General features: G+C 41.8%; 20 protein-coding genes and 1 CRISPR repeat array. Of the genes, 4 read left to right on the top strand and 16 right to left on the bottom strand.

The annotated features are described in order from the left end of the window. Window positions 1-3: 3 nt before the first annotated feature. The 7 genes from ACE1AT_RS26805 to ACE1AT_RS26835 form a co-directional block, all read right to left on the bottom strand. Window positions 4-444 (bottom strand): secondary thiamine-phosphate synthase enzyme YjbQ, encoded by a 441-nt coding sequence (locus ACE1AT_RS26805; RefSeq protein ID WP_374873934.1) that lies wholly within the window; start codon window positions 442-444, stop codon window positions 4-6. 319 nt (window positions 445-763) lie between these two features. Continuing rightward, a complete protein-coding gene (locus ACE1AT_RS26810) occupies window positions 764-1,951 on the bottom strand; it encodes a pyridoxal phosphate-dependent aminotransferase (RefSeq protein ID WP_374873936.1) in 1,188 nt (395 codons plus the stop codon). A gap of 332 nt (window positions 1,952-2,283) precedes the next feature. Next, on the bottom strand, window positions 2,284-2,487 hold the full coding sequence (locus tag ACE1AT_RS26815) for a bromodomain-containing protein (RefSeq protein WP_374873938.1): 204 nt from the start codon (window positions 2,485-2,487) through the stop codon (window positions 2,284-2,286). 170 nt (window positions 2,488-2,657) lie between these two features. Continuing rightward, entirely contained in the window at window positions 2,658-2,846 is a 189-nt protein-coding gene (locus ACE1AT_RS26820) for a hypothetical protein (protein WP_374873940.1), read from the bottom strand. Between the two features lie 196 nt (window positions 2,847-3,042). After that, entirely contained in the window at window positions 3,043-3,300 is a 258-nt protein-coding gene (locus ACE1AT_RS26825; RefSeq protein WP_374873942.1) for a hypothetical protein, read from the bottom strand. A gap of 160 nt (window positions 3,301-3,460) precedes the next feature. After that, complete coding sequence (locus ACE1AT_RS26830) at window positions 3,461-3,730, bottom strand: RNA recognition motif domain-containing protein (protein WP_374873944.1); 270 nt, start codon at window positions 3,728-3,730, stop codon at window positions 3,461-3,463. Window positions 3,731-3,929: 199 nt separating this feature from the next. Next, complete coding sequence (locus tag ACE1AT_RS26835) at window positions 3,930-4,181, bottom strand: RNA recognition motif domain-containing protein (RefSeq protein WP_374873946.1); 252 nt, start codon at window positions 4,179-4,181, stop codon at window positions 3,930-3,932. A 635-nt stretch (window positions 4,182-4,816) separates the two neighbouring features. Here ACE1AT_RS26835 and ACE1AT_RS26840 point away from each other — a divergent pair. Next, complete coding sequence (locus ACE1AT_RS26840) at window positions 4,817-5,995, top strand: RNA-guided endonuclease InsQ/TnpB family protein (RefSeq protein WP_374873948.1); 1,179 nt, start codon at window positions 4,817-4,819, stop codon at window positions 5,993-5,995. Window positions 5,996-6,059: 64 nt separating this feature from the next. On the opposite strand, the gene metK is transcribed toward ACE1AT_RS26840, so the two are convergent. The 5 genes from metK to ACE1AT_RS26865 form a co-directional block, all read right to left on the bottom strand. Continuing rightward, window positions 6,060-7,262 (bottom strand): methionine adenosyltransferase, encoded by a 1,203-nt coding sequence (metK, locus tag ACE1AT_RS26845; protein WP_374873950.1) that lies wholly within the window; start codon window positions 7,260-7,262, stop codon window positions 6,060-6,062. A 157-nt stretch (window positions 7,263-7,419) separates the two neighbouring features. After that, window positions 7,420-10,599, bottom strand: coding sequence for an HAD-IC family P-type ATPase (locus tag ACE1AT_RS26850; protein WP_374873952.1), 3,180 nt, complete (start codon window positions 10,597-10,599; stop codon window positions 7,420-7,422). Window positions 10,600-10,794: 195 nt separating this feature from the next. Beyond that, window positions 10,795-12,048 carry an FAD-dependent oxidoreductase gene (locus ACE1AT_RS26855; RefSeq protein ID WP_374873954.1) on the bottom strand — a complete coding sequence of 418 codons (1,254 nt, stop codon included), beginning with the start codon at window positions 12,046-12,048 and terminating at the stop codon, window positions 10,795-10,797. A 9-nt stretch (window positions 12,049-12,057) separates the two neighbouring features. Beyond that, on the bottom strand, window positions 12,058-13,239 hold the full coding sequence (locus tag ACE1AT_RS26860) for an FAD binding domain-containing protein (RefSeq protein WP_374873956.1): 1,182 nt from the start codon (window positions 13,237-13,239) through the stop codon (window positions 12,058-12,060). A gap of 12 nt (window positions 13,240-13,251) precedes the next feature. Then, window positions 13,252-13,950, bottom strand: coding sequence for a DsbA family oxidoreductase (locus ACE1AT_RS26865; RefSeq protein ID WP_374873958.1), 699 nt, complete (start codon window positions 13,948-13,950; stop codon window positions 13,252-13,254). 129 nt (window positions 13,951-14,079) lie between these two features. Between ACE1AT_RS26865 and ACE1AT_RS26870 the strand changes: the two genes are divergently transcribed. After that, window positions 14,080-15,003: a LysR family transcriptional regulator gene (locus tag ACE1AT_RS26870; protein ID WP_374873960.1), complete on the top strand. Its 924-nt coding sequence runs from the start codon at window positions 14,080-14,082 to the stop codon at window positions 15,001-15,003. Between the two features lie 9 nt (window positions 15,004-15,012). Here ACE1AT_RS26870 and ACE1AT_RS26875 read toward each other — a convergent pair whose 3' ends face one another. The 4 genes from ACE1AT_RS26875 to cas1 all read right to left on the bottom strand — a co-directional run bounded on the left by ACE1AT_RS26875 (window position 15,013) and on the right by cas1 (window position 19,353). Next, window positions 15,013-15,822 (bottom strand): creatininase family protein, encoded by an 810-nt coding sequence (locus ACE1AT_RS26875; protein WP_374873962.1) that lies wholly within the window; start codon window positions 15,820-15,822, stop codon window positions 15,013-15,015. 60 nt (window positions 15,823-15,882) lie between these two features. Then, entirely contained in the window at window positions 15,883-16,533 is a 651-nt protein-coding gene (locus ACE1AT_RS26880; RefSeq protein ID WP_374873964.1) for a Uma2 family endonuclease, read from the bottom strand. A gap of 543 nt (window positions 16,534-17,076) precedes the next feature. Then, window positions 17,077-17,726: direct repeats of the CRISPR family, unit length 37 nt; unit sequence GTTTCCGTCCCCGTTAGGGGTGAAGGTAGTCTACGAC. A 332-nt stretch (window positions 17,727-18,058) separates the two neighbouring features. Beyond that, the gene (gene cas2 / locus ACE1AT_RS26885) at window positions 18,059-18,343 is read right to left on the bottom strand and encodes a CRISPR-associated endonuclease Cas2 (protein ID WP_016859779.1); all 285 of its coding nucleotides are present in this window, start codon (window positions 18,341-18,343) and stop codon (window positions 18,059-18,061) included. Continuing rightward, on the bottom strand, window positions 18,340-19,353 hold the full coding sequence (gene cas1 / locus ACE1AT_RS26890) for a CRISPR-associated endonuclease Cas1 (protein WP_374873966.1): 1,014 nt from the start codon (window positions 19,351-19,353) through the stop codon (window positions 18,340-18,342). The genes cas2 and cas1 overlap by 4 nt, the downstream gene beginning before the upstream one ends. A 298-nt stretch (window positions 19,354-19,651) precedes the next feature. Between cas1 and uvsE the strand changes: the two genes are divergently transcribed. Then, window positions 19,652-20,605 carry a UV DNA damage repair endonuclease UvsE gene (gene uvsE, locus ACE1AT_RS26895; RefSeq protein WP_374873985.1) on the top strand — a complete coding sequence of 318 codons (954 nt, stop codon included), beginning with the start codon at window positions 19,652-19,654 and terminating at the stop codon, window positions 20,603-20,605. Between the two features lie 53 nt (window positions 20,606-20,658). After that, a complete protein-coding gene (locus tag ACE1AT_RS26900) occupies window positions 20,659-22,257 on the top strand; it encodes an Hsp70 family protein (protein WP_374873968.1) in 1,599 nt (532 codons plus the stop codon). The last annotated feature ends 368 nt before the right edge of the window (window positions 22,258-22,625 follow it).

A 22,625-nucleotide genomic window follows, 5' to 3' on the forward strand; every position in this document is an offset into this window, starting at 1 on the left:
TTTTTACTCTCCTGAAATTTGACAAAATACAGTTCTTTTACGTGGACCATCCAATTCAAAAAATAAAACAGATTGATACGTTCCTAAAGCTAACTTGCCATCAACAATAGGAATTATCTCACTATTATTCAACATCATTGCCATCAGATGAGAATGAGCATTCATTGGTTCATCTGGTGGAATATTTTTTCTCAAATGCAAGTCATTATGTAAATAGCGATCTGATTCTGGTGCTATTTTTTCTAGAAATACTTTGATATCTGTTAATAATCTTTCTTCATATTCATTGATAGCCAAAGCCGTTGTCGTATGTCGGGAAAATACTAAGACTTGACCATTGTTAATTGGAGTTGAGGAAATCAATGCCTCAATTTGAGGAGTGATATTATGAATATTAATTCCTTGATGAGTTTCTACTTCAATGAATTTACTAATAATTGGCATCTTTGTAGATTTTTAATTTAAAATTATACCAATTCAATTAATGATTGCAACATATCCTTGGTAAAGACGCGATAATACTCTTACGAGAAGCCGCTCTTACGAGCGTCTACGCGTCTCTACAGATGGTCTATTTGTCGCATTCTTTTTTCAAATTGGTATTAACTACTGTTGAAAAATATTCGCAAGACTCATATTAACATTAGAATAACTAACCACCAAGACTCCAAGACTCCAAGAAACTAATTCTTTGTGTCTACCCTTACGGGTAGGCGCTCTGCGTCTACACCTCTATGTGTCTTAGTGGTTAATTACCCAAACTTTAAGTCTTTACAATCTTTTTTAAACCTCTAACTAATCTTTCTATCCCCTCTTTGGCTGTCTCTTTTTGCAATGCACCGTAAGCAACACGCAGGTAACATCCTTGATTCATACCAAAAGTAGTTCCAGGGATGACTGCAATTTGATGTTCCTGAATTAATCTTTTAACTAATTCAAAGGTATCTATTTCGGTATTAACTTTGAGAAAGAAATAGAAAGCACCCTCAGCAGGAGCAATTTTGCATAGCCCTTCTAAAGTTTGGAGAGAATCAATTACTAATTCTCGCACTTGAGCGATCGCTTGAATATTATTTCTCAAATAATCTGGTTTTGTCTGCAAAGCACCCAAGGCTGCATACTGGGAAACCACAGGTGGACAAATCAAGTTTGTATCCTGGACTTTTTTAACAGCGACAAGTAGGTGTTTGGGGATCACCATATAACCGATACGCCAGCTAGCAAAACCATAAGCTTTGGAAAGGCTATATAGAGAAATAGTATATTCACTACTATCAGGAAATGCAGCCGGAGAAGTGTGTTTTACTCCGTTATAAGTAAAGTATTCATACGCTTCATCGCTGATGTGGTAGATACCGGAATCGCGACAAATTTGATTTACTTCTTGCAAGGCTGCTTGGCTATATACAACCCCAGTTGGATTATTTGGGGAAATTGTCACTACAGCTTTTGTTTTTGAGGTGATAGCTTGGGCGATCGCATCGGGACGCAGTTGATAATTTTCATCGGTTTCTACTAATACTGGATGACAACCCGCCATTGTAATTGCCATTTCATGATTGAAATAGTAGGGAGTATTCAGAATAATTTCATCCCCTAGATTAGTAATAGCAATAATGGCGTTCATAAATGCCATGTTGCTACCAGCAGTCACAACAATACAATTGTCTGTATTGATTTTGATACTATTAAAAGTTTGTAATTTGGCTGCAATTACTGTTAGTAACGGGGGAATTCCTTCTACAGCTTTGTAGAGATGATTCGTTGGTTCCGCTAAAAAATTTGCTAAAAATTCAATGGCTTCTGGTGGTGGCGTGTAAGCAACTACACCTTGTCCTAAAGAAATTGTTCCTGGATTGTTGTTAATCAATTCGCCAACTACAGGAATAATAGCCGACTGCACCGCCTCCATACGAGAGGTGAAATTTTGCTTGATAATAGCTTGATTCATCGAATGCGATCGCTACATTACATGAATTCGAGAAGTGCAATTAAGATAGTTCAATTGATCTCCATCATATGTCATTATTAGTAGGTTCATAGTTATGTTGGTTTTTGTGCATGAAAGGTGGCTGCGGAGGTAACACTTTTAGTAAGTGCCTTTCTGCCATATCTAACATAATTTATCTATGCTTCTAACTTATATTTGCGAAGATTATTTATGAGTAGGCGATCGCAACACAAAAATTTAGTCACATCACTCGCCTTATCTATATAAAAGGGTTAGTGGTGTGACTAATATAAGTCCTCTCATTCTGGAGGGGCGATTTAGCTATGTGATTCTTACCAGTCTTGCGAATACCCCAGTATAGAGCGATCATCGTCTGGAATTCGCGTTGGTACACCCAAGTGTTTGCGAGCTTCTTGTTCTGCTATATTTCGGTCTTGTTGGTTGTTAAACTGCCCTTCTTCCAGTAGATACTTGCTGCGTGCTGCCTTGTCACGGGAAGGTGCAGAGCCATTTTTCCATTTGTACTTAAAACCCATGATCAAGCAATGCCTCAACTTTTATTTAGGTTTAATTTCATCGATTACTAAGACCACCGTTCCTAGTACTGGGTTTTCCCTTGCATCATATCTAGTATGGGGGTAAACCTTTTGTGGTATGGCCAGCAACAGGTTAGGCTCAAGCGAAGCAAGTTTAATGGGTGAGAAATTCACTCTTGGATAATCAAAATTTTTTGCTCCAAATAATGCTGAAGCAAACGATCACTCTTGATAAATTGCCGTATTTCAGTTAACTGTTCGCTGCTAACTTCAGTTACTCCAGGAACAAAACATATTCCTAAAATAAATATCTGAGGTGGGAGATATTTTCCTGTTAGTTTATAATTTACTGTTGCCACAAGCTCACCATTTTTTCTAAAGCAAACGCGGAGTGTAAATCTTCTATTAGGCTATTTATCTGGACAAGTAAGCTACATTAAATCATGTGAATATGCCCAATAGAAATATACGGATTAGATAGTTGAGCGATAAACTAAAACTGCTCCGCAAGCGCAATTCCTTCATGGATAACCCTTAAGAAATTCCTGAGAAGATTCAGTTACTATCATGGGCTTGCAATTGATATTTCAAGATCGCAGGCTTAACTAGAGACATAGGCAGCAATTTTGCGCTTGTTTGTAGCAAACTCCACAATTCTTCTTTCCATTTAAGGTTTAAAAGCTCTGGATTTTTGATTCCCAAAGCTTTTAGACATTTAATTATGTCTTTTTTCCTTAATGAATTTGGCTCCATTTCTAAAGCTACAAAACGAGCAAAGCTAGGTGAAACAACTAGAGGCATTTCAAAATTCATTTAAACCTCATGAGAGTATAGAAGTAGTTAAATTAAGTACAATTTATCATTAATGGGGTTTAGAAATTAAACCATGCGATCGCAAGAGTCAGATTTACCAGCAACAGGTAAACATGCTCATCTGAACTAAATATCAAATTCTTCTCATGCAATAAATAGCTTACAAATGAGACGATGATCTTTTGTCTACCTTCGTAATAGCTTTATTAACTCTGAGATTACGACCCATGTATTCAGTGCCTAAGAGTGAGTAAATTGCTGCTGCTTCTTCAGCATCTGTTTTCATTTCTACAAAAGCAAATCCTCTCCTCTCACCACTTTGCCGACATGTAGGCAAGCGAACTTTAATTACAGATCCATATTCTGAAAATATTTGTTTGAGGTCATCTTCCTGAACCTCTTCAGAGAGATTACCGACATAGATTGACATAAGAATCTCCAACATCTAATAGGGTGTAGAGATTTAGATTCGGAGAGGTGCTAATTGTGGTCAATCACATAGCCGAAAATAATTCTCGATGCTTTAACCCTAACATAGAATATTGATTTACGCTTATGAGATTCTACATTAAGCCTTTTACCTATTTCACTAACACACGAATATTGTTTAGTCACTCCACACACATTTCTCAAATGCTGTACTCAGTCATGGCTCTATTAACTTTGAGGCTATATCCCATCAACTCAATACCTCTCAAAGCTCGAATTGCTGATGCTTCCTCAGCGCTTGTAGCCATTTCGATAACCGCAAAACCCCTCTTCTCACCAGTTTTTTGATTCAAAGATACTTGAATTTTCTTAACATATCCATATTTAGAAAAAATCACTTTGAGGTCATTTTCTTCAACTTCATCAGATAGATTACTAACATAAATTGACATAAAAAATCTCCTGAATCAAAACATGTAGAGATTTAGATTCGGAGAGGCGTTTGTTTAGATATAAATTTCATTCACATAGCCGAAAATAATTCTCGATAATCTCATCATAACATTATGCAAAAATAACATGTGTATAAATCTCTGGTACTTCACCCTCTACAATTCTTATGCAGAGTGAGGTAGACACAGAGAGCGGGGTAGATTTGGTGGCGTGAACTACCTACACTGTATGCAGTTAACCACCAAGTTCACAACATATAGCAGGGAACAGGGAACAGGGAACTCTTAACAGGGTTGAAAGTCTCTTGGTATATGGCTTTGTTCTTAAAATTTGTGCCTTATTTACAGTGATCAGAGCAGAAAGCCCATGAGGGACAGTCGCACAGCGACGCATCCCGTCCTTTAGGCATGGGATGAATGCGTTTGCACCTTTAGGTGCAGTCTTTCTTTTCTAATGAACGTATCCACTCACGAACCAAATCAGTCTTGGTTCGTTTTGTTTTTTCTGCATATTTTTCTAAAATCATCATTTCATGGTAGGGAACTCTGACACTTAATCTTATCTCTTTCATAATTGGGTTGCATATATGAACACAATTATGCTAACATGTATTCATCGTCAACAGGTCGAAACGATGTTAGTTTTAGAAGCTAAGTTAAAAGGTAAACAAAGTCAGTACAATTCAATAGATGAAGCTATTAGAACGGCTTTGTTTATCCGTAACAAGGCTCTAAGACATTGGATGGATAACAAAGATGTTGGTAAGAATGACCTACAAAAACTTTGTGCTGTTTTAGCTAAAGAATTTGATTTTGCCAACAATCTTAACTCAATGGCGCGTCAAGCTTCTGCCGATAGAGCATGGTTTGCAATAGCTCGTTTTTATGATAATTGCAAGGCTAAAAAATCCGGTAAAAAAGGATTTCCACGATTCAAAAAGCGTGGGCATTCTGTAGAGTACAAAACGTCAGGATGGAAACTTTCTAATGATAGAAGATACATCATATTTAGTGATGGTTTTAATATTGGGAAGTTAAAACTTGTTGGTACTCGTGACTTGAGTTTCTACTCTATCAAACAAATCAAACGTATCAGAATAGTCAAACGTGCTGATGGTTATTATTGCCAATTTTGTGTTGACGTTGAACGCACTGAACTTCATCAACACAATGGGAATCAAGTAGGAATTGATGTAGGTTTAGAATTTTTCTACACTGATTCTGAAGGTAGGACAGTAGAGAATCCTAGACTTCTGCGAAAGTCCGAGAAATCTTTAAAACGTAAACAACGTCAAGTTTCAAAGAGTAAAAAAGGCTCATCTAATCGTCGTAAAGCTGTTAAGAAGTTAGCTAAAAAACACCTCAAGGTAAGTAGACAGAGGAAAGATTTTGCTGTTAAGACAGCAAGAACTCTAGTCCAGTCAAACGACTTGGTAGTCTATGAGGACTTGCAGGTAAAGAATATGGTGAAGAACCACCACTTAGCTAAATCTATCAGTGATGCATCATGGTCATTGTTCACTGACTGGGTGGACTACTACGCCAAAGTTTTTGATACTTGGGCAATAGCAATAGCGCCACACTACACCAGTCAAGATTGTTCAGTTTGTGGAACACGAGTTAAAAAATCGTTGTCTACTCGTACCCACAAATGCAATGAGTGCGGAACAGTCATGCACCGTGACCATAATGCAGCGATTATGATTTTGAACAGAGGATTAAAAAGTACCGTAGGGCATACGGAATCTAAAGCTTGTGGACAGAACGACCTCTATCTAGGTGGGGAAACTCCTCTAGACAAGTTGGCTGGATGAAGCAAGAATCCCGTCGCCTTCAGGCACGGGAGTGTCAACTGAAATCTGCTACAAATTAACGATTTCATCCTAGTAAAGCCGTAATCATATCTGTCTCTTCCCACGGCACATTTCCCAGATCCATCCTACCAACATGACCATAGACAGCTAGTTTGCGATAAAATCCCTCTTTGGCGATCGCACTCAACAACCGTAAATTAAATTTCTTGATAATTCCCGCCAACCGAAAATCAAAATTCCTTTCCAAAAGTACCGTAATTTCTTCATCAGAAATTTTACCTGTACCAAAGGTTTCTACCTGAATACTAACAGGTCTAGCCAGTCCTATAGAATAAGTTAGCTGCACTTCACATTCTTCAGCCAAACCTGCTGCGACAACATTCTTCGCCGCATAACGTGCAGCATAAGCACCAACCCTATCTATTCGGGTGGGATCTTTACCACTTAAAGCAGCACCACTGTGGCGAGAATATTCTCCGTAGGTATCAATTGCATTCTTTCTACCAGTTAACCCCGAATGTACAGATGGGCCGCCAATGGCAAAAGGTTGGTCAAAGTCAATAAATATTCTCGTCTTTTCATCAGGCTGATATTCGGCTTGTGCAAACACATGATCAATGATCATCTCTTTTACTTCTTGCTGGAGTATCTTCTCATCAGCAATATCTGATGTAGAACTAGGCTTTTTACTGGCCAGAATTGAGATACTGTGGATTCTATAGGGTTTGCGATCGCGATATTCAATCCCGACTTGAGTTTTACCATCCGGTGCAATATAAGGAAGTATTTTCTCGTGTCGTACAGTCGTTAGTCGCCTAGCTAATTGGTGCGCCAACCATATCGGAAGTGGGATCAAAGCAGGAGTTTGAGTACAAGCAAAACCAAATACTGTCACCTGATCCGTAGCAGGAATCAACTCCATTTCATCATCTGATAATTTCTTCGCATCCCAATAACGGTAGTTGTTAGACTGCAATTCCTTCACACTAGTGACAATACTGCAAGTTTTCGCATTAAAGTCAGGCTCATCATAACCAACTTGCTCAATTACCTTTCTAGCTATTTTCGTAAAATCTACAACTGCATCCGATTCAAATCTCGCAGCAATAAACACCAGCGCCGTTGCGACTGCACATTCTGCAATTACATGAGAATAAGGATCTTTTTGCAGGAACTTATCAACAATTGCATCGCTAATTTGATCACAAAGTTTATCCGGGTGTCCCTCCGTAACAGATTCAGAACTAAACATGAAGTCTTTTTTCATAACCAAAACTCTGCGTTCCTCTGCGCTTCCCTTTGCGTCCCTGTGCGTTTCAAATCAACCCTAAATTCTTACATAAAACCAGACTCAAAGAATTAATCTTAAACGGAAAGGTACGGCATTACCGTACCTCTACTAAATGCGCTATTGATTATCCTAATTAAGAGACAACAACAGCAACAGTTTGTAACTCAACTTCTTGTTGTTCTGCTGCTTCTAAGACATGACTAGTAGCAGAGTCATCTTTACTACCAGAAAGCAGACGTGGGTAGTTGTGATCTCCTCGCAAATATCTAGTCGCTATTTCCTTTCTACCCTCATTGAATAGGAATGGCAATACAGCACTACTACCGATCACCGCAGTATCAACAAGGTTGATCGGCGAGATTTGCAGCAGACCTTTGAGTCCAGGTACGATCGCAGCTACAATCTGGAGGGCTAAGGAGCCACCGATCGCCATATTTAAGTATTTGTTAGGTGGTAGTTTTTGCTTGCTGAAGATGGTGTGAGTTTGGGAACGGCAGGTAAATGTATGTAACAGTTGAGCCATTGTCAAACTCATGAACCCGATGGTGCTGGCTTGCGGGCCGAAACCATAACGGCTGATCCCATACCAGTAGGCTGCTAAGGTGCTAGCAGACAATGCTGCTGATTCCAGCAGGATTCTACCAAAGTCTGAAGTTCTAATTATTGATTCCTTGGGATCACGGGGTGGTGTGAGCAACACATCCGGTTCTGGTGCTTCCATTGCCAAGGCTAAAGCTGGGAAGATGTCTGATACCAAGTTCACCCACAAGAGTTGTATAGCCGTCAGAGGATGACCAATACCAGCTGTGGTTGCTGCTAACATCACCATGATTTCGCTGGCGTTAGTGGACAGCAGGTAGTGGACAGATTTGCGGATGTTGTTGTAGATTGTCCGTCCGTGACTGACAGCAATAATCATGGTTTCCAGATTATCGTCTTCCAGGATGACGTCTGCAACTTCACGAGCAACATCTGTACCAGTATGTCCCATGGCGATCCCAACGTCAGCCGCTTTCAACGCCGGGGCGTCGTTAATACCATCGCCTGTCATTGCCACTACTTTGCCGCTACTCTGCAATGCTTGCACAACTTGCAATTTGTTGGCAGGGCTAATTCTGGCGAAAACATGGACGCGATCGCATAATCCTTTCATTACCTCTGGTTCGAGGTTGTTCAGGTGAGTAGAGTCGAGAATTTGCAGTTGTTCGCCTTTGCTGAGATTCAGTTCTTTGCCAATGGCGTAAGCTGTTGGGCTTTGATCGCCAGTAATCATTACTGTATCGATCCCCGCTTGATGGAAACCTCCCATCAATCCTTGGACGCCATTTCTAATTGGATCGATCATACCGATCAATCCTAGCCAGATTAAATCGTGAGTATGGATTTTTTCGGTTTCATCAAGTTGATAAGCAACTCCCAATACCCGTAGCGCCTTACCAGCCATATCATCGTTGTCGTTTTCAATGACTTGTCTGTCTGCTTCGGTGAGGGGAACTTTTTCTCCGTTCTGAATTTGCCAATTGCACAGACTCAGAACTTCTGACGGACTACCTTTAACTGCGATCAGTTTTTGCTGTTCGTCTGGGGTGGCGTGTAGTGTCGCCATGTAATTGCGTTCTTGGGAACGGTGATTAATTTTCAGTCGCGGATAATTTGCTCGCAGACTGGGGATATTCACTCCTCCTTTAATCGCAACATCAATTAGAGCATTTTCTGTTGCGGAACCCCTGACGGTGTACTCATCACCCTCTTTTTCAACTTCGCTTTCATTGCACAGCGTTAAGACATGAATCAGCTTGAGAAGCTGTTCGTTTTCATAGGGATTAACCGCTTCGTTACCGAAAAGCAATTCGTCAGCAGATGCTTGGATACACTTGTTATCTGTACACAGTTCTACAACTGTCATCCGGTTAGCGGTGATTGTTCCAGTTTTATCCATGCAGATTGTCTGGACGGAACCCAGGGTTTCTACCGCATCCAAACGCCGAATGAGGACGTTGTGTTTCCTCATGTTAGCGATCCCCAAAGCCAGAGTTGTAGTCGCGACTGTGGGTAAACCTTCGGGAACTGCTGCTACTGCTAGAGAAATCGATGATTTGAGCATTTGCAGTAAACTATTACCACGCAGGATGCCGATACCAAAGAATAAAGCACAAACTGCGCCCGATACCATAACTAGCTGACTCCCGGCTTTGTCTAGCTGTTTTTCCATCGGGGTTTCGGGCAATGTGGCCTCACTGACCATCATTTGGATCTTGCCCATCTCGGTGTATTTACCAGTGGCAACTACTACCGCCGTTCCTTGTCCACCAGTAACTAGGGTTCCCATGTAAACCATGTTGGTGCGATCGCCCAAGGCAATATTTTCACCAACTAGAGTCTGAGCGGATTTAGTCACGGGCATACTCTCACCAGTCAGTGCCGACTCATCTATACTGAGGTGACGTGCTTCTAAGAGTCTCGCATCTGCTGGTACATAACTACCGGGTTTGAGAATTAGAATATCCCCGATGACGATTTCTTGAGCGCTAATTTCTACAATGTTGCGATCGCGAAGTGCAAAGGCTGTGGGATTAACTAGATTCTTCAGGGAACGAATCACCTTTTCAGAATTGCTCTCCGTGGCGTAACCAATGGCTGCATTGATTACTACAACTCCCATAATTACCACAGCATCAACCAAGCCCCCGGTAGCAACTGAAACACCAGCCGCTACAGCTAAAAGTCCTACGGGTAAAGATTTAAACTGGTCAATAAACATACTTAACCCGGAGCGGGGATCGGCTTCCGGTAAAGCATTTGGCCCGTATTTTTTCAGCTTTTTTTGTGCTTTCTTGGTTGTTAATCCTGATTCTTGGGAAGTTTTTAACTCCGTAATGACTGCATCAGTTTCTTTCAGATGCCAAGTAGCTATTTCTTGTTGATGAGTATTAGCTGTCAGCTGATGGGATTTTTTGTTGCTTGCAGGTAAACTTTTCGCCTTTTTCGGAAATCGGTTGATTTTTTTTGTTGCCTTGACTATGGAGTGCTGATTTTGTTTAGCATATTCCATAGCCAGGCGTTCAATTTGTGCAGCAAGCGCTAGAACAGTATGTCCTGGTTGGTAGAGTACCAGAACATTGCCAGTGGAGGGATTAGCACTTACTTGTGTAATACCCTGCACCTCTGACAACTTCAACTCTAGGTATTTCTTAAAAGCTATCGAGCCTTGCAACCCATTGATCTTATACCTAGCCCTCCCCTCCACAGCAGTATGCAATGCGCGCACAAAAGCACCCCGACTGCGACGGGAGATGTTGCAGTGATTGTTCATTTCTTCATTCAGTTGTGAGAAAAACTACTTCACTTAGAATTTCTAATTGTAATCTTTATTCTAGTCTTAACCTAGTTTTAATGCAAAAAATTTAACTAACTTTATGGGTTCTGGAACCCAATTAAGCTAGAGAGTGCTATATTGCGACATTTATTCTGTAAACAAAGATTAATCTCAAAACTCTCAGAAGATATCTCAAGCTGTCTCTGCTAAATACCGATGTACAAAAGTCACAACCATTGCACCTTCACCCACGGCTGATGCAACCCTCTTAATTGAACCATGTCGCACATCACCAGCCGCAAAGGAACCTGGGACGCTGCTTTCAAGAAAGAAGGGATCACGCTCAAGTGTCCAACATTCGGGCGGACGACCTTGTTTAAGTAAGTCTAGTCCAGTTACTATGTAACCAGCATTATCACGTATAATATTTGTATCTTTTGCCCATTCTGTATTAGGCATCCCACCAATACAAATAAATAGCCGTTGAGTGTCGATTTTTTGAACCGAACTATCACGACAGTTGGTCAGTTCAATTTGACGCAGTGTGCGATCGCCATCTAAATCTGTGACTTGAGTCTGATAGAGGACTTCAACGTTGCTAGTGTTAGTGATGCGATGAATGAGGTACTGCGACAACGTCGCCGCTAGACTATCACCGCGAACCAGCATAGTGACTTTTTTTGCATATCGAGAGAAATGCATCACCGCTTGACCAGCTGAGTTACCACCACCCACTACAAACACGTCTTCATCTTGACACATGGGCGCTTCGCTAACTCCCGCACCATAAAATAATCCAACATTCAGATACCGATCTTCGTTGGGCAGACCAAGCCGCCGATACTCTACGCCCGTTGCACAAATGTTTGCCCGTGCAATCATTTTGCTACCATCAGCCATGTCTACGTAGATGCGATTGTTTTTGAATTCGGCTTTGATCCCTTCTTGGATCAGCAATAACTCAACACCGAATTTAACCGCTTGCTGACGGGCGCGCTCTGCCAATTCAGCACCACTAATTCCTTCAGGAAATCCCATATAATTCTCAATCAACGAGCTAGTTCCAGCCTGTCCCCCAACTGCATGGCGCTCGATGAGGACAGTCCGTAATCCCTCCGATGCGGCGTACACGGCGGCACTGAGTCCAGCAGGGCCAGCACCATAAATAGACAGGTCATATTCTTGGAAGCGTGGTTGTGTCACCCATCCTAAACGCTGGGCAATTTCTCGAATAGTCGGAGCAAAGGTTTGTGTTCCATCTGGAAACTCAACCACTGGTAGCCGGATATCGTTGAGAGATGGAAGACCGAGTTCTCGATCGCAATCTTGATCACAAGTGAGTTCAACCCAGTCAAATTCGACTACGCTGCGGTTGAGAAAGTCACGAATTGCATAAGCTTCTGCGGAGTTGGGTTGACCATAAAGCCGCACTTTTTTTTGGTACATAGTCTTTTTTTAAACCTGTTGCACAGAGGTTGTGTTCTCGCCAAATCGACCGACGCCGTAGCTAAATTGAGAGCGATCGCCTAGCATTTGACCGTGTTTGAGCAGATGTAAGCCATAAGCAAGTTGAGCAGGTTCCCAAGCCTTTAAGGCTTTAGGAACATCGTGATGATGTTCAATCAGAGCATCGGCCAGAGCGATCGCATTCGCCGCAGCTTTAGATGTGCTTGCTGCTGTATGGGGACGGGGAATGAAAGCAGCATCGCCAACCAGCGCCACTCTTTCAAAGCTCATTTGAGGAATCGCTAGATCCAGAATTGCTTGGACAAATGGTTCTTGAGTAGCTGCAACTAGTTTCCGAAATGGTGGAGCTAGCACTGTATCGGCATAGACTCGCATTTCCTCCTCAACCGACGAGGCTAACATTCTTGGTGGGATGGAATAATCACGGCGTCTACCTTCTTTGTCTGTCAAAATACGAGGTAATTCTGTCAATTCGTTATAATTGACATACCAAACCCAGTTAAAGCGGCGTTCTCCGGGTACGAGAGATTCATTCTCTCCTGGGATGACATATTGGAGAATGTGAGAATTGGGAAATTGGTAGAATACAAATCGCTCTGTAAACAAAGCCGCAGCGTCTTGCTCTAGTTTGGCTTCGTTGACTAAGCCACGATAAGCAACGTATCCGGCATAGTGATAGTCAGCATCTGGCAGAAACAGCTGACGCACGGTAGAGTTTGGTCCATCTGCACCAATCAACAAATTACCTATTTTACGAGTCCCATCGGCAAATATTGCCATGACTTGTTCACCATTTTGCTGAATATTGGTCAGGAGTTTTCCTTGGTGATAATGTTCAGATGGAAAATGCCGACGCATGGAACTGTAGAGCAAATTCCAGGATGTCAAAGTTTGACGCATTGGCATCCCTTGAGCAATGCTGCCATCAGGGTTCAAGTAATATCTTTCGTGCGCCACTACTCCCAGTGGTGCTTGATAGGTCAAGCCTGCTTGTTGAAATGCTTCGATAACATCAGATTGTAGCACAATACCACCGCCGCGACTGTCGAGTGTGTCAGTAGAGCGTTCGTAAATATCAACGTCCCAACCGATTGATCGCAGCATGATTCCGGTAAACAAACCACCTAATGAGCCGCCGATGATAATCGCATGGTTCCCTGTGGGTTTCATGATTAAACCCTCTTAATATGTTGCTTCTAATTCATTCACGGCATTTTGCAAAGCCGCTAAATAATCATCAATCGATTGTGCGCCGACTAGAATTTCTTGACCAATGCGAATAGTTGGCACGCTGCGGACACCTCTGGCTTTCGCTTGCTGTTGCAGTTCTCTAACTTCCTGAATCCCCGCATCCGACAAAAGGAATGTTTTTGCCGTATTAGCATCAATATCAATTTCAGCTGCAAGATTGGCTAAGGTTTCAATATCGCCAATGTTCTGCCCTTCGGTAAAGTAGGCTTTCAAAATTCGTTCAGCCATCTCGCTTGCTTTGCCGTTTTTACCAGCAAACCAGGTTAAGCGATGGGCGTTAAAAGTGTTGGGTGTGACTTGCATTAAGTCATAGCGAAATTCAATTCCATCTGCTTGAGTTGCTTCTATCGTTTTTGCATCTAACATTTGCGAGTATTCCCAACTGCCAAACTTTTTGGTGCGATAGGTTTTGCGATCCATACCTACTTTTGGTAGATCAGGATTTAACTCAAACGGATACCAAATGCGTTGAACTTCAAGCTGAGAATTGAGTTGTGCGATCGCCGTAAGGCGGGTGCTTTGCACCATCGCGTAGCGTGTGAATATCACAATCGCTTGATTTAATCTTGTGTCTGCAACCAAACACCAAGGGCAGATAAAATCCGAGGTTATTTCAACTGTTAAAGTCATGGTTTTCTTTTTTTGGATTACACTTTGATTGCCACAGTTCAACCATAACTTTATTCATAAAGAATGATAATATAGCCGCAACGCCAAACACCTTTGCATATTGTGCAAAAGTAAAGGATATTCCAACCGATGGATCAATTTGCAGCGATGCGTGCCTTTGTGAAGGTGGTAGAGATGGGTGGATTCTCGGAAGCCGCGCGTCAATTAGAATTGGCAGTTTCTTCAGTCACCCGTCAAGTGAACTCGCTTGAAGCCATGTTAAATACTCAGTTACTCAACCGCTCAACCCGTAGCATCACGCTCACGACACAAGGTCGTAACTACTACAACAGAATAGTACGTATTTTGCAAGATGTAGAGGAAGCAAATCTTTGTGTAATGGAAGGAGAAGACACACCACGGGGTCTGTTAAATGTTGGGATGCCAGTAGCATTTGGACGGCTCCATATCGCGCCAATTGTCAGTATTTTTCTGACTCAGTATCCAGAAGTCAAATTAGATTTGCATCTGAGTGATGGATTATCAAACCTGGTGGAAGAGGAGCTAGACGTTGTAATTCGCATTGGCAACCTTGATCGCTCCCATGCTAATCTAATTGTCCGTAAACTTGCTTCCTATTCTCGCCTCGTTTGTGCGAGTCCAAATTATTTCCAACAGTATGGCAAACCTCAACACCCAAATGACTTAGCTCACCACAATTGTTTGTTATTTCCCTATTTCACCGACTACAACATCTGGCGGTTTCAACGAGACACAGAAATTTGTGAGGTGAAAGTTAGTGGTTCTCTAGTGGCAAACAATTCGGAAATACTGCGTCAGGTATGTTTAGACGGTGCAGGTTTGATCCTGATGCCAACTTGGTTAATTAGTGAAGATATTCGAGCCGGTCGCTTGCAAGCGGTGCTAACTGATTTCCAAGTGCATCCCCAAACGGAGATGGACACGGGCATTTACGCGCTTTACTTGCCAAATCGTAGATATTCGCTTCGAGTCAAAACGTTTATTGATTTCTTGCTCCAAAAATTTGGTGATTCGCCTGATTGGGAAGCTTAAGTAATGTGCTTATGTTGTTGTCTTTGGTTGTTGAAACTTGTAGATATCTTTGATGACCTGTACCCAACCATCAGCTAAAGATTCCCAGATGCGATCGCCTTTTGCTTTTGTTGCTGTGGTTGGATCTCCTAGTACGCCACTTTGGGATAAGTCTTTTGTTGCCCAAGCAAAGGGTAGCTTACCTTCCATGCTCAGAACGCTATCTGTAGGTAGATTTTGCGGATACTCAGTAACTGCGTTTGCCATTTTTACTTGTTCGGGTAAAATTGCCAGCATCAAAGAAGTTTCTGCATCTCCGGCGTGAATCCCTAATTCTAATTCTTTGGGTGTGAGCAATTCTTTGGCTATGTTTGGTACTCGCCAAGTAAATAAAGGAAAAATCCAAAAGTCATTATATTTAATATGTAAATCTCTAGCGACTATTTCTATAATTTGTGGTTGTCCACCATGAGAATTCATAAATACTAATTTCCGAAAACCTGCCCGATAAATGCTTTCGCCAACTTCCATTAATAAAGAAATTAATGTTTGGGAAGTTAGGGTAATAGTACCGGGAAAATGCCAATGTTCGTTTGATTTGCCGTAATAAATATTAGGTAGGGCGTAGGCTGGGATTTCGGCATCTAATTTAGATAGTGCTTTGCCTAAAATGGCTATACTAATTGCGGAATCGACAATTAATGGTAAGTGCAAACCATGTTGTTCAATTGCACCAATGGGTTGAATGATGACAACAGTTTGTTTATCTGGCATGTTTTCAATATCTTGCCAAGTAAGATAGGGAAAAAATCGGGATGGGGGAATGAAAGAATTTAGCATAAATAAGTAAATTATCATTGATAGAGACGCGATTCATCGCGTCTGTACAATAGTCATTGGTCATTCGTCATTTGTAATTTGTATTTCAAATTCTTCCAAAGCTTGGAGATTTCCTACTTGCCAAGCGCGTTCTACTAAAGCAGGAATAATTTGTGTGAGTGGGATATTTTCAAAATGGGGACTGGTATCAGATCTTAGATAAATTCCTTGACTCAGCACATAAATTGTAAATTTACCACTGTCATAAACCCAGACTTCTGGGACACCAATTGCTCGATAAGCTTCAAGAGTAGTTTTAGAAGTTACATCTGTTTCTATTGCTAAATCTGGTGGTGGGTCTTCCGGTTGCAGGCGGCGACGTCCTATCATGCGTTGATAATTCTGAATATAAAAGCAAGCATCTGGTTCTACTCCTGCGGTTCCTTCTTTTTTAAAAGTGGTAGAACCAAAAGGTTGAAATTTAATACCCTGAGCCTTCAATAACGTTTTAACAATATCAGAAAGGAGGTCTCTGGGAATTTCATGTTCGGGTAAAGGAACCATAATTTCTAAAGTATTTTTGCTATAGGCTATTCTTGCACTTCGTTTTTCTCCTAATTCGTGCAAAATTGACTCAAATTCTTGCCAACTCACATTCGGAATGGTAATTGTGCTACCAGGAGCAAGTTGCATTTGGCTAACAGGTTTGACAACGGGAGTGACAACAGTCATAACGCTGATGTTTGAGAGAGTCTTCTAACTAATGTAATTCACTCTGCAAAACATGATATTTGGTGGCAAAAATCCAATTTTTATCAGGGTGCGATCCAATACTGCTCGGATAAGACAAATCGCTTGACATTTAAACTCACCACCAGACGTGCCATGACACGTCTGGTACATATTCAAAATTATGACGGAAAATCCTATCCCTTGCAGTATTGGATCGCACTCTTCAAATTCACGTTCATCACAAAAATCGTCTTATTCATAAACAGGACTTACGCAACTGGCACATTAGTAGAGTGCGTCAGACTTGATAAATTGGTGATGAGCAACAAATTTTTGCTTCTGACGCACCCTACAAAATAGGTTGAGTGTGACACTTGCGTAAGTCCTAATAAAGAACATGGCGACATTTGTGGCTAACATCGCGACATTCATCACAAACGTCAAAGCGATGGTGCAAAGTAGCCGCTACGCGATCGCAAATCACAATTAAATTTATCGCGGTTCTCGGTTGAGCGGACTCTTAAAAACCTACGTAGATGAAGAGTTTTCATCCCCGTGAGGGGTGAAGGTAGTCTACGACTCTCAGTCATAACCAAGGGTCGCTATTCTACAAGATTGCACCGTTTCCGTCCCCGTTAGGGGTGAAGGTAGTCTACGACTTAGCGTGGTGTAAAGAATATGAAATTCTTTTACAGAACCACAAAGTTTCCGTCCCCGTTAGGGGTGAAGGTAGTCTACGACTTGGTAGCAGATTGGTCAAAGCGGTTCTGGAGTATGCACAATCTGATGTTTCCGTCCCCGTTAGGGGTGAAGGTAGTCTACGACGCAGACAACAAGCGACGCGAATACCTAACACGTCGTTTCCGTCCCCGTTAGGGGTGAAGGTAGTCTACGACTCTCGTTGATGAAGCTGTAATCCGTTAGGACTACAGCTGTTTCCGTCCCCGTTAGGGGTGAAGGTAGTCTACGACATCTTCCTCCAACAAATCCTAAAGTTCGGATAAGCATCGTTTCCGTCCCCGTTAGGGGTGAAGGTAGTCTACGACAGCAGAACTAGGCGAGGGTTTTAACGATGGCGAAATTCAAGTTTCCGTCCCCGTTAGGGGTGAAGGTAGTCTACGACTCGGGACCCCATGTGCGAATTATTAGGCACAGAGTTTCCGTCCCCGTTAGGGGTGAAGGTAGTCTACGACTCTACCCTATGGAAACTCTTACTATATTTAGTTTTCAAGGTGCAGTTGCGCCAATGTACGGAAGCAGCGATGTAACCTAGTTGTACAGTACACATTTCCGAAAACATTTAACGCCAAAAATTACTTTCAGGTTTCATATTACAGCAAAACAGCCACGAGTCAAACTAAAAAATCTAACTTTTCTTTGATTTATAAACTTTGGCTCATTCATAGTTCTGAATCCTCACTGCGTCATTTTCACGCTTCTCTTTACAATTGGTTACATTCGTGAAAAAGTAGATATGCAGGCAGTTTCAGCCTTCATATCCCCGTTAATTTCCAAACTCTAGTCTTTACAAAATTAAATAATCTGGCACTTCGTAAGGTGCGGCACTACCATATACTCGCACCTGCTGTTTTGCCGTTGCATCAAGGGGATAAACCCGTAGATTATCTTCGCTGAGTTTAAGTAAAGGTAGCCAGCGCGTTACTAAAAGATGGCTCAAAATATTTGTATCCAACGGACATTCAAACACCGAATATTGAACACGCTGACAATTTTGTTCCAAGAGTTTTGCTAACTTATGACGACGTTTGTCATCAGCGATGTCATAGCAAACCAACCAAAGTTTAGTCATTTGATTACAAACGCCTCATACTCTAAACTTAACTCCACCAAACACCGTCCCAAACTCCGAGCTTGTTCTAAGATAATTTGACTCATACTCAAGTGACGGTTTTGTGGTGGATACAAAACAGTATTACGGAATTGCTTTTCCAACTCTGCCAAAAATAGCTTTTTCGCCACATCACCTACCCAAACACCAACACCATCGGGTGATGTATGGAAATCCTCTGGTGTTAACACATCAGATTGGATAATTGAAATTACCGCTTGGTCTACGATAACGGGTCTAAATTCCTCCATCGCATCCAAGACTAAATTGGGACGATAGGGTTCTGTTGCATGGAAAAAACCTAAATATGGATCGAGTCCAACCTGTACGCAAGCAGAAAACACCCGTGCTAACAAAACTCCATACCCCCAACTCATCAGTGCATTAATCGGGTCAAGTGGCGGACGGCGATTACGTCCGGTAAAATTCCATTGAGGAGGAAACCAATATCGCAATGCTTGATAATATGTACGAGCGCAAATTCCTTCCACACCCATCAATTCACTACGGTTTAATAGGGTAGAGTTGTTATGTAAATTGTAAGAATAGGTGTTAATTAAATTGATAGCCTCTGCTAATTCAGCTATTTGTCCTTGGGAAGCACGGTTGCGACGTTGCAATAATACCCGTTGATTACGAATTTTTCCCATCACTAATTTTTGCGCCAATGCCATACCAAATGCACTTTCTAAGATGCGATACTGAGAAATGCGAATGGCAGGATTTGTCGCATAATTACCTTGTAACCGTCCGCGAAAATGACCATCTTGGCGCAGAAAAATAGTTTCAATGCTTTTGTCGAGTAATTTAGAAATTGCAACATCGGTGAACTGAACCCCAGGTAAAACAACTAATAAGTCTACTTCAGCCAAACGACAGTTTTTTGATTGTTCTTTTCTGATAATTACCAGCGACTCGTTGCGATAGCGAACCATAGTTCCTGGTTCGGTCAAATATAGTGTTGTTGTCATGGATAATTGGCGCAAAAGTTTTACTCGCCAATTATGCACTAGGGGAGGAAACCGCTATTTCCATCAGTCTCATACCAATTCTATATGAAGACGCATACAAAGACCCCACCCCGGCTTCGCCACCCCTCCCCGCTTGCGGGGAGGGGTTAGGGGAGGGGTAAAATTCGGGAGCAGCTTCACGAAGAATTGGTATCAGGAAAGTTTCTACCTTCAGATACTCATTATTCACTGGCAAAAATTAGTTAAATCGAACAGATGACCACATAAATCAATGAGTCAATCCAAAATCCAAAATCGAATGACCCCAGTTGAGTTAGACAATCTCCCAGTTGTACAGTCCAAACCTCAAGATACCCCGCCGTATTTAGGGTTGGTTTGCATCACCTTTTCTAAACAGGTGCGCTTTCGGACGATTACGCGCACTCGCTATTTACAATTAAGTGAGGAACAACGCGCTAGTACTCTCAAAGAATTATATCGAGATAACTTACAGCGTCTGGATGGGGCATTAACTTTTTGTCAACAGTATAATATTCGACTTTATCGGATGTCTTCTGGTTTATTCCCGTTGAGTGATTGGGAGGATGAAGTCGGCGCTGGTGTACTTGAGGAAATGAGTGATGATTTAAGTAAAATTGGACAACGGGCAAGTCAACTGGGGATCAGAATGGTGCTGCACCCTGATCAATATGTGGTGTTAAGTTCTGATTCACCGCAGGTAGTGACAACAAGTATTAAAATTTTAGAGCGACATGCTAGAACATTAGATTTGTTGGGTTTACCTGTTTCTTCTTGGTCGTTGATGAATATTCACGGTGGGAAATCTCAACGAGTCGAACAGTTAGTGGAAGTAATTTCCCAGCTACCAGAAAACATCAAAAGTCGCTTGACTTTGGAAAATGATGAGTATGCTTACAGTGCGAGCGAAATTTTAGAGGTTTGCCAACTTACTGGTGTGCCATTGGTATTCGATGCTCATCATCATATCTGTCACGAGAATTTAGATAGTTATGATGATCCCAGTGTGACAGAAATGTTTTATGCTGCTCAACAAACTTGGACTAATCCTGAATGGCAATTAGTTCATATTTCTAATGGGGAAGAAGCTTTTAATGATAGAAAGCATAGTGATTTAATTATTGCCATGCCGAGTGTTTATCGCCAAGCACCTTGGATTGAAGTAGAAGCGAAACACAAAGAAGAAGCGATCGCCTATTTGCGTTCTTGGTGGTTATTGCAGAATAATTTTTAATAAAGTGAAGTAGCTATTTGCGTCTTGGCAACAAAAACGCAAAATTACTAAATATGGCGATCGCAATCGATTTTGGTACAAGCAACACAGTTATCACTCGTTGGAATCCTGTCACCAAAGAGTCAGAAACTCTCAATCTACCTGGTTTATCAGTTCAACAAAGTCTGAATCCGCCACTCATCCCCAGTTTGCTTTATGTGGAAGATGCTGCTAAGGGGCAAGTTTTGGTTGGGCAACAAGTGCGTGATCGCGGTTTAGACTTGAAAAATGATCCACGCTTTTTCCGTACTTTCAAACGCGGTATCGGTACAGATATCCAAGGTTTCTTACCGGAATTAGATGGACAAATAGTTACTTTTGAACAAGTGGGACAATGGTTCCTCAACCAGGTGATTACCCAATTAGAACCCATGCAAGGGGGATTGGAATCAATGGTATTAACCGTACCTGTGGACAGTTTTGAAGCTTATCGTTACTGGTTGGGCAAAGTTTGTCAAGGACTACCAGTGGAACAGGTGCGGATGCTGGATGAACCAACAGCGGCCGCTTTAGGTTATGGTATGGCAGACCAAGAAATTCTCTTGGTAATTGACTTTGGCGGTGGTACGTTAGATTTATCCTTGGTGCAGTTGGATCAAAGTACCAAAGTTGCGAATAAGCCGATTGGGTTTTTACTCAAGTTTGGCAATAAATCTTTAGCAGCAGACTCCAAACAAAAAGTAAAAACCGCCCGTGTCTTAGCGAAAGCTGGACAAAATTTAGGTGGTTCTGATTTAGACAATTGGATAGTTGATTATTTTGCCACAACTCAAGGTTTATCAGTTAGTCCTTTGACGATGCGACTGGCGGAAAAGGTAAAAATTCAACTCTCAACTCAGACCCAAGCGAGTGAAGTTTATTTCAACGATGAAACCTTTGAAAGTTATGAGTTGGAATTAAATCGGGATACGTTGGAAGGTATCCTCAGAGAACATTTGTTTTTTGAACGACTTGATGAGTCGATGACTCAGCTACTACAACAAGCACGACGCCAAGGAATTGAAGTTGGGGATATTAACGCTGTGCTGTTAGTTGGTGGGACAGTACAAATACCAGCAGTGCAGACATGGGTGAAGCAATATTTTGCACCAGAAAAAATTCGGTGCGATCGCCCGTTTGAAGCTATAGCTCAAGGTGCTTTGCAAATCACTCAAGGCGTAGAAATCAAAGATTTTCTTTACCACAGTTACGGTATCCGGTATTGGGATCGGCGTAACAATCGACACAGTTGGCATCCGATTATCAGAGAGGGACAACCTTATCCGATGACTCAACCAGTACAGGTAGTTTTGGGTGCTTCTGTAGAAAGTCAGCCCAGCATTGAGTTAATTATGGGCGAATTAGGAACAGATACAGGTGCAACAGAAGTTTATTTTGATGGCGATCGCATGATAACCCGTCGTCTCGATAGTGGCGTAACAACTGTCAAACCCCTCAATGATCGAGATGGAGCGAGGACAATTGCTAAGTTGATACCACCAGGATTTCCCGGAAGCGATCGCATTAAAATTCTCTTTTTAGTTGATGAACAACGATTTTTACGAATCACCGTTGAGGATTTACTGACAAATGAAACTCTGTTGGAAAATCAACTCGTAGCACAATTGAGTTAGTGGTTAGTGGTTAGTCGGGGCGATCGCAATATGGTTCAAATCAGACATATCGATTGACATTTAAACCTTGTAGAGACGTTGCAGTGCAACGTCTCTACATGTCCAAAATTATGACGAATAATTTTTAAATGAAACGTATTGGGTGCGATCGCTTCTCTTTAGTCCAATACGGTTCAGTTAAGAAGAAATGTAGGTTGGGTTGAGCGCAAGCGAAACCCAACAAAGCCTTGATAATGTTGGGTTATATTACTCTGCGATCAGCCGCGCAGGGCGCGTCTACGTTCCTCAAACGCCAGGTGCTACAACTCTTGGGACCCCCGCAACGCACTGGCTCCCCAACCTACGCTAGTTTTAGTTTTTAGCCTTAA

Source organism: Pelatocladus sp. BLCC-F211, from assembly GCF_041928655.1.
GTDB lineage: Bacteria > Cyanobacteriota > Cyanobacteriia > Cyanobacteriales > Nostocaceae > Pelatocladus.